This is a genomic window from Kitasatospora sp. NPDC004289 (assembly GCF_053602875.1).
The window spans coordinates 95,805-104,201 of sequence record NZ_JBSGEL010000028.1 but is presented as its reverse complement, the minus strand read 5'-3'; the positions used below and the strand labels follow the sequence as shown (position 1 = coordinate 104,201).

Annotated in this window: 6 protein-coding genes; 4 read left to right on the top strand and 2 right to left on the bottom strand. The window is 71.3% G+C overall.

The window, feature by feature from the left end; translation table 11 throughout:
* The first annotated feature begins 204 nt into the window (after nucleotides 1-204).
* A complete protein-coding gene (glgX, locus tag ACWEPF_RS20565; RefSeq protein ID WP_452173670.1) occupies nucleotides 205-2,337 on the top strand; it encodes a glycogen debranching protein GlgX in 2,133 nt (710 codons plus the stop codon).
* 30 nt (nucleotides 2,338-2,367) lie between these two features.
* Nucleotides 2,368-2,715, top strand: coding sequence for an STAS domain-containing protein (locus tag ACWEPF_RS20560; protein ID WP_380149445.1), 348 nt, complete (start codon nucleotides 2,368-2,370; stop codon nucleotides 2,713-2,715).
* Nucleotides 2,716-2,773: 58 nt separating this feature from the next.
* Here the strand turns inward: ACWEPF_RS20560 and ACWEPF_RS20555 are convergent, their stop codons facing one another.
* On the bottom strand, nucleotides 2,774-3,547 hold the full coding sequence (locus tag ACWEPF_RS20555) for an SDR family NAD(P)-dependent oxidoreductase (RefSeq protein WP_452173669.1): 774 nt from the start codon (nucleotides 3,545-3,547) through the stop codon (nucleotides 2,774-2,776).
* 152 nt (nucleotides 3,548-3,699) lie between these two features.
* Entirely contained in the window at nucleotides 3,700-5,655 is a 1,956-nt protein-coding gene (gene glgB / locus ACWEPF_RS20550) for a 1,4-alpha-glucan branching protein GlgB (RefSeq protein ID WP_452173668.1), read from the bottom strand.
* A gap of 231 nt (nucleotides 5,656-5,886) precedes the next feature.
* Between glgB and ACWEPF_RS20545 the strand changes: the two genes are divergently transcribed.
* Together ACWEPF_RS20545 and ACWEPF_RS20540 are read left to right on the top strand one after the other, a co-directional pair.
* On the top strand, nucleotides 5,887-6,714 hold the full coding sequence (locus ACWEPF_RS20545; RefSeq protein ID WP_345283780.1) for a type 1 glutamine amidotransferase domain-containing protein: 828 nt from the start codon (nucleotides 5,887-5,889) through the stop codon (nucleotides 6,712-6,714).
* 10 nt (nucleotides 6,715-6,724) lie between these two features.
* Nucleotides 6,725-8,365, top strand: coding sequence for a thiamine pyrophosphate-binding protein (locus ACWEPF_RS20540; protein WP_452173667.1), 1,641 nt, complete (start codon nucleotides 6,725-6,727; stop codon nucleotides 8,363-8,365).
* Nucleotides 8,366-8,397: the final 32 nt, after the last annotated feature.

Below are 8,397 nucleotides of genomic sequence, written 5' to 3'. Positions count from 1 at the left end.
CTTCGGGTTCACGGCCGCAGGGACCGCCTCCGCGCAGGTGCCGGCGGCGGAGAAGACCGTCACGGTGACCGTTCAGGGCGCCGACCTGCGGGGATAGCCCCTGACGCTTCCCCGGGACTTTTCGACGGGGACACGACACGACAACAGGCACGACGGGCGCGCACGGCGGACGCGACGCGACACACGGCTCTGGGAGGGACCGACGTGGACACGGAAGACAGAGGCACGGTGGCGGCGGAGGAGTTCGCCACCGATCGGATCGCGGGGTACGACGTACGCCCCGGCACCCCCTACCCCTTCGGCGCGACCTACGTGCCGGGCGGGGTGAACTTCTCGGTCTACTCCAGCCGGGCGGACGACGTCTCGCTGGTGCTCTTCAAGCCGGGCGACCCCGTACCGGTCGCCGAGATCCCGATCCCGGACGAGTACCGGGTCGGCGGGGTCTGGGCGATCACGGTGCTGGGCATCGGCGAGGGCGACGTGGACTACGGCTACCGGGTCTTCGGCCCGCCGCAGCCGGCCCCCGGCGACCGCTTCGACCCGGCCGCCGTGCTGCTCGACCCCTACGCCAAGGCCGTCACCGGCCGGGACACCTGGGGCGAGGAGCCGGACTGGAACAACCCCAACCAGTACCGGGCCCGGCTGACCGCCGACCACTTCGACTGGCAGGGCGACCACCCGCTCCGGCTGCCCGCCAAGGACCTGGTGGTCTACGAGCTGCACGTGCGCGGCTTCACCAAGCACGAGTCCTCCGGGGTGGCCGAGCCCGGCACCTTCGCCGGCCTGCGCGAGAAGATCCCCTACCTCAAGGAACTCGGCGTCAACTGCGTCGAGTTGATGCCGGTCTTCGAGTTCGACGAGTTCGAGAACAGCCGGACCAGCCCGACCACCGGCGACCTGCTGCTCAACTACTGGGGCTACTCCACGGTGGGCTTCTTCGCCCCCAAGGCCGGCTACGCGGCCGGCGGCGCCGCCGGGCGCCAGCGCGAGGAGTTCAAGGAGCTGGTCCGGGACCTGCACGCCAACGGCATCCAGGTGATCCTGGACGTGGTCTTCAACCACACCGCCGAGGGCAACGAGCACGGCCCGACGATCCACTTCCGGGGGCTGGACAACAGCACCTACTACCAGCTCACCCCCGAGGGCTACTACCAGAACTTCAGCGGCACCGGGAACACCTTCAACTGCAACAACCCGGTGGTCCGCGACTACATCCTGTCCTGCCTGCGGTACTGGGCCAGCGAGTACCACGTCGACGGCTTCCGCTTCGACCTGGCCTCCATCCTGGACCGCGGCGAGGACGGCGCTCCGCTGGAGAACCCGCCGCTGCTGGAGGCGCTCTCCTACGACCCGCTGCTCAAGGACTGCGTGCTGATCGCCGAGGCCTGGGACGCCGGCGGCCTCTACCAGGTCGGCGCCTTCCCCAACTACGGCCGCTGGGCCGAGTGGAACGGCAAGTACCGGGACGTGCTGCGCCGCTTCCTCAAGGGCGAGCCCGGCACCGTCGGCGAGCTGGCCACCCGCCTGGTCGGCTCGCCCGACCTCTACGGCAGCCGCGGCACCACCGCCTCGGTCAACTTCGTCACCTGCCACGACGGCTTCACCCTCAACGACCTGTTCTCGTACAACGAGCGGCACAACGAGGCCAACGGCGAGTACAACCGGGACGGCAACAGCGACAACGACTCCTGGAACTCGGGGGCCGAGGGCCCGACCGACGACCAGGAGGTGCTGGCGCTGCGGCGGCGGCAGGCCAAGAACGCGATGGTGCTGCTGCTCACCAGCCAGGGCATCCCGATGATCCTGGCCGGCGACGAGTTCGGGAACACCCAGGGCGGCAACAACAACGCCTACTGCCAGGACAGCGAGATCTCCTGGCTGACCTGGCCCAAGACCGACGAGGCCGACGAACTCCGGCGCTTCACCACCCAGTTGATCCGCCTCCGGCAGGAGCACGAGGTGCTCCGCCGGGCCACCCACCCGACCGGCGCCGACGCCATCCCGGGCTACCCGGACGTGAGCTGGCACGGCACCCGGGCCTGGCAGCCGGACTGGTCCGAGGGCGACCGGGTGCTGGCCGTGATGCGCTGCGGCGAGCACGAGGACGGCTCGGCCGACTTCGTCTACGTCGCCGCCAACGCCCACTGGGAGGGCCTGGAGCTCGAACTCCCGGACCTGCCGGGCGACATGCGCTGGCACCGGGCGGTCGACACCTCGGCCGAGGAGCCCGAGGACATCAGCGCGCCGGGCGCCGAGCCCGCACTGGAGGACCAGCTGCGCTTCCCGATCGGCCCGCGCTCCGCGGTGGTCCTGGTCGGACGCCGGAACGACGGCTGAGCGCGGCGAGGGGGGAGAAGGGGGATGACCATGACCACGATGAACGGTGATGCGGCCGGTCCGAGACGGCACGGCGGCAGCACGGTGAAGATCCGGGTCGGCGGTGAACTGGACGCGCTCGGCACGCCGGGCTTCCGCCGCCAGCTCGACACCCTGGCCCAACGCCGCGAGATAGGACGGCTGGTGCTCGACCTGAGCACCGTCCGCTACCTCTCCTCGGCGGGGCTGCGCTCGCTGCTCTACCTGCGCCAGCGCTTCCCGGAGCCGGTGTCGATCGCGCTCGCGGGCGTGCAGGAGCCCGTCGGACGCACGCTCCGGCTGGCCGGCTTCCAGCGCGGCCTGGAGCTCACCGACCACGACGGCGAGGCGGCGGCCTGACGAGGCGTCACGAGAAGGGCCCCGGTACCTCGGTACCGGGGCCCTTCTCCGTTACCTCTCAGGGGAGTCGGATGCCGCTGAGCTCGGCGCAGGCGGCGAGCAGGGCCTCCTGGACCTCCGGGTCCTTGGTCTCCGGCTTGGCCTCGTCGAGGAAGCGCATGTGGCGCAGGTAGCTGCCGGAGACCTGGGCCGCCGGGTCGTCCGAGCCGGCCAGCCAGACCTGGGTGGCCGCGCCGGTGGCCAGGTCGGTGGGGGCGGAGCTGCCGCCCATCCGGGAGCGCACCCAGCCCGGGCAGACGGCGTTGCTGTGCACCTCGGGGTGGCGGCGGGCGACCGCGAAGGCCAGCGCCAGGTCGGCCAGCTTGGAGTCGCAGTAGGCGGAGGTGCCGTCCCAGCGGCGGCGGGTGCGCTGGAGGTCGGAGAGGTCGATGGTGCCGCCGTCGGACATCCCGGAGGAGAGGTAGACCAGGCGCTGCGGCAGCGGGATCAGCGCGGTGAGCACGTACGGGGCGAGGACGTTCACCTGGAAGGTGGTCTCCAGGCCGTCCTCGGAGGCCTGGCGGGGGCTGCCGGTGCGGGAGATCCCGGCGTTGTGGATCACGGCGTCGAAGGGGCCCACGGCGGTTGCCTGCTTGGCGAGTTCGACGGTCTGGGAGAGGGACGCGAGGTCGCCGACCACCACGTCCGCGGCACCGGGGACGGCGCGGCGGGCGTCCTCGGCGCGCTGGGCGTTCCGGGCGTGCAGGACCACTTCGTGGCCCTGGGCGACGAGCATGGTGGCGGTCTGACGGCCGATGCCGTCGGCGGAGCCGGTGACGAGGATGCGCTTCATGGGGCAACTCCTAATTGGTGATCCCGGGGGCGCGAGGAACTGCGCGAACCGGAGGCGGACCAGTGTGAGATCGGGGCATGCGAGCCAGTTGCACGTGTTGCCGTTCCCCCGCGCGCAGTTCCCCGCGCCCCCAGGGTGGCCACTTTCGCCAGCTATCCGGTCGTGTTGCCGTTCCCCTGCGCGCCCGCGCGGCGGAGCCGCAGATCAGCAGAGTCTCGCGCCCCCGGAGGCGTGGCCACTAGCCAGCAAGTGGAGAGGGCCGGCAGGTGGAGCTCGGCGGACCAGGGTTGGGCGTGGTGGGGGGTGGGGGTGGTGCGGAGGGTGGTGGGGCGGGCGGCGGTGGGGTCGGTGTCGAGGAGGACGTGCCAGCGGCCGGGGCGGGGGAGGCCGATGCGGAGGGAGTCCCAGGTGGCGCCGGAGAGGTTGGCGACGCAGACCAGCGGGGTGCCGTCGGGGGCGCGGCGGAGGAAGGCGTAGACGTTGTGGCCGGCGTCGTCGGCGTCGAGCCACTGGAAGCCCTCGGGCACCGGGTCCTGGGCCCAGAGGGCGGGGGTGTCGCGGTAGGCGCGGTTGAGCGAGGAGACCAGCTGCCGGACGCCGAGCCGGCCGGCCTCCTCGGGGCCGGGCCACTGGAGTCCGTAGGCCTCGCTCCACTCGCCCTGGTCGCCGTTCTCGCCGCCCATGAAGAGCAGGTTCTTCCCGGGCAGCGCCCACATCAGGCCGAACATGGCCCGCACGTTGGCGAGTTGGGCGGCCTCGTCGCCGGGCATCCGGCTGCGCAGCGAGCCCTTGCCGTGCACCACCTCGTCATGGCTGAGCGGCAGGACGAAGTTCTCCGTCCAGGCGTAGGTGGTGGAGAAGGTGATGCCGTGGTGGTGGTGCTCGCGGTAGACCGGGTCCTGCTGGAAGTAGTCGAGGGTGTCGTGCATCCAGCCGAGGTTCCACTTGAAGTCGAAGCCCAGGCCGCCGTCGCGCAGCGGGGCGGTGACGCCGGGCCAGGTGGTGGACTCCTCGGCGATGGTGAGGACGCCGGGGAAGCGGCCGTGCACGGCCTCGTTGAGGGAGCGCAGGAAGGCGACGGCCTCCAGGTTCTCCCGGCCGCCCTGCTGGTTGGGCTCCCACTGGCCGTGCGGGCGGGAGTAGTCGAGGTAGAGCATGGACGCGACCGCGTCCACCCGCAGGCCGTCGACGTGGAACTCCTCGCACCAGTAGAGGGCGTTGGCGATCAGGAAGTTGGCGACCTCGGGGCGGCCGTAGTCGAAGACCAGGGTGCCCCAGTCGGGGTGTTCGCCGCGGCGCGGGTCGGGGTGCTCGTAGAGCGGGTGGCCGTCGAAGCGGCCGAGCGCGAAGTCGTCGCGGGGGAAGTGGGCGGGGACCCAGTCGAGGATGACGCCGATCCCGGCCCGGTGCAGCGAGTCGATCAGGTGGCGGAAGTCGTCGGGGGAGCCGAAGCGGGAGCTGGGGGCGTAGAAGCCGGTGACCTGGTAGCCCCAGGAGCCGCCGTAGGGGTGCTCCATGACGGGGAGCAGCTCGACGTGGGTGAAGCCCTGCTCGCGGACGTAGGCGGTGAGCTCGACGGCGAGCTGACGGTAGCTCAGGCCGGGCCGCCAGGAGCCGAGGTGGACCTCGTAGACGCTGAGCGGGCGGCGGCGCGGGTCGGCCGCGGCGCGGCGGATCATCCACTCACGGTCGCCCCAGTGGTGGTCGGAGGCGTGCACCACGCTGTCCGGGCCGGGGGGCAGCGGGGCGGAGCGGGCGCACGGGTCGGCCTTGGCGCGGCGGACGCCGTCGGCGCCGAGGAGCTCGAAGCGGTAGCGCTGGCCGGCCTCGGCGCCGGGGACGAAGACCGTCCAGTAGTCGGTGGTGCCGATCCGGCGCAGCGGGACCGGGGCCCGGCCGCCGGTCACCTGGCCGGCCACCGCGACCTCGTGCGCGCGCGGGGCCCAGAGGGTGAAGGAGACCCCGGGCCGGCCGGACGCGTCGGTGCCGGGGTGGGCGCCGAGCACCTCCCAGAGGCGTTGGTGCTTCCCCTCGGCGAGCAGGTGCAGGTCGAGCGGGCCGGGCCCGGAAGCCGGCCGCTCCGCAGGCGCGGCGATTGACTGAAGCACGGCAATTCCTTTGGTCGGCGACACCTCGGAATTGTCGCAGCCCAGGGCATTCCTTGGGGAGTTTTCCGGGTGGAAAAAGTGCACTCCGACAATGCGGCGCACGGGACTTGACGTAATGTGCGGGCCCATTCCGGGGGGAGTGCCGACCGGCCCGCACGGCCGTTGACCCTGCCCCCGGCCTGCCCCAGTCTCTGAGGGCAGGCAGTGACAAGCCTCGAAAACGGAGTAGCCATGACGAAGAAAGTTCTCGTACTCCTCTCGGAGTACGGCTATTGGGGCGAGGAACTCGTCGGCCCGCTGTACGCATTCGACAAGCAGGGTTACGAGGTGACCTTCGCGACCCCCACCGGCAAGCGGGCGCACGCCCTGCCGCCGAGCATGGACCCGGGTTTCGTCGACCCGCCGCTGGGCCGCAGCGTGGTCTCCGCCGAGGTCGCCAAGGTGGTCGTCGACCTGGAGGCCTCGGACCGTCTGGACAGCCCGGAGGACCTCTCCTCCTGGATCCCGACCCGCCCGTACACCAGCGACGAGGACTACCTCCGCAAGCTGGAGGCCTACAACAACGCGGTCGGCGACGAGCTGACGGAGCGTCTGGCCGAGTACGACGCGCTGCTCATCGTCGGCGGCAGCGGCCCGATCGTGGACCTCGCCAACAACGGCCGGGTGCACGACGTCATCCTGAACTTCCTGCGCGCGGACAAGCCGATCGGCGCCGAGTGCTACGGCGTGGCCTGCCTCGCGTTCGCCCGTGACTGGGAGGACCGGAAGAGCATCATCTCCGGCAAGCACGTCACCGGGCACTGCAAGGAGTACGACTACAAGGACGGCACCGGCTTCCTCGGCACCGACTTCGTGATGGGCCCGCCGCCGTACCCGCTGGAGTACATCCTCCGCGACGCCACCGCCCCCGAGGGCCGCTACCACGGCAACTTCGGCAAGGAGATCTCGGTGATCGTCGACTACCCGTTCATCACGGGCCGTTCGACCCCGGACTCCTACCGCACCGGCGAGAAGATGGTCGAGGTCCTGGAAGACGGCCTGACCCGCTACGGCTGGTAAGGGAGTTCCTGTGACCAGGCTCGGCAAGAACGCCATCATCGAGCAGCTGCTCGCCGACGGCATCACCCACATGTTCGGCAACCCGGGCACGGTGGAGCAGGGCTTCCTCGACGCCCTGGAGGAGTACCCCGACTTCCAGTACATCCTGACGCTGCAGGAGACGGTGGCGGCCGGCATCGCCGACGGGTTCGCCCGGGCGACCGGTGGCCCGGCGCTGCTCCAGCTGCACAGCGGGGTCGGCCTCGGCAACGGCATCGGCATGATGTACCAGTCCAAGCGCGGTCACGCGCCGCTGGTGGTCATCGCCGGCGAGTCGGGCATCGAGTACGACTCGATGGACGCCCAGATGGCCGCCGACCTGGTCGCGATGGCCAGGCCGGTGACCAAGTGGGCGACCAGGGTGGTCGATCCGCGGTCCCTGCTGCGGGTGCTCCGTCGCGCGATCAAGACCGCGATGACCGAGCCGCGCGGCCCGGTCTTCGTCTCGCTGCCGATGGACATCCTGGACGCCCCGAACGACGAGCCGGTCGTCCCGACGGTCATCCCCGACCGTCGGACGCTGCCGGCCCCGGCCCTGGTGGCCGAGGCGGCGGCGCTGCTGGCGCCGGCGAAGCGTCCGCTGCTGCTGGTCGGCGACGGCGTCTCCGTCTCCGGGGCCGAGCCCGAACTGCTGCGCGTCGCCGAGAAGTTGGGCGCCGACGTGTGGTTCGTGGACTCCTCGGAGGCGCACCTGCCGGCCGACCACCCGCTGGCCCGCGGTGCCATCGGCCACATGTTCGGCATGGTCAGCCGGGCGGCGGTGCGCGAGGCGGACGCGGTGCTGATCGTGGGGACGTACGTGTTCCCGGAGGTCTTCCCGGACCTGGTCACCCCGTTCGCCGAGGGCGCGGCCATCGTGCACGTCGACCTCGACGACTACGAGATCGCCAAGAACCACCCCGTCACGCTGGGCCTGGTCGCCGACCCGAAGCTCACCCTGGACGCCCTGGCCACCGCGCTGGACGGGCTGCGCACGCCCGAACAGGACGCGGCGGCAAGTGAGTTCATCGAGCGGCGGCGGGCCGAGCAGGCCGAGCGCGCGGCGGCGCCGGACGACACCCTGATCGGTGCCTTCCTGGCGAAGCTGGGCGAGCGGGCCCCGGAGGACCTGATGGTCTTCGACGAGGCGCTGACCGCCTCGCCGTACATCACCCGGTACCTCAACCCGCGCCTGCCCGGGCACTACTTCGCCACCCGTGGCGGTTCGCTGGGCGTCGGCATCCCGGGCGCGGTGGGCATGAAGATCGCCCACCCGGAGAAGACCGTGGTCGGCTTCACCGGCGACGGCGGCTCGATGTACACCTACCAGGCGCTGTGGACCGCCGCCCGGCACGAGGTGCCGGCCGTCTTCGTGGTCTGCAACAACCACCGGTACGAGCTGCTGAACAAGAACATCGACCAGTACTGGGTCGAGCGGGACATCGAGAAGCACGAGTTCCCGCACTCCTTCGACCTCTCCCACCCGGAGATCGACTTCGTCGGCCTGGCCCGCTCGCTGGGCGCCGACGCCGTCCGGCTGGACAAGCCGGACCAGATCGACGACGTGGTGGAGCGGATGCTGACGACCCGTCGGCCGCTGCTGGTCGAGCTGCTCACCGACGACACCCGCTGACCGTCACCCGCTGACCGGCAGTCCTTCGCAGC

What these genes read in the sequence shown, in the direction of transcription:
- ACWEPF_RS20545 (WP_345283780.1), top strand. Translation starts at nt 5,887, where the DNA reads ATGACGAAGAAAGTTCTCGTACTCCTCTCGGAGTACGGCTATTGGGGC.
- ACWEPF_RS20555 (WP_452173669.1), bottom strand. Translation starts at nt 3,547, where the DNA reads ATGAAGCGCATCCTCGTCACCGGCTCCGCCGACGGCATCGGCCGTCAG.
- ACWEPF_RS20560 (WP_380149445.1), top strand. Translation starts at nt 2,368, where the DNA reads ATGACCACGATGAACGGTGATGCGGCCGGTCCGAGACGGCACGGCGGC.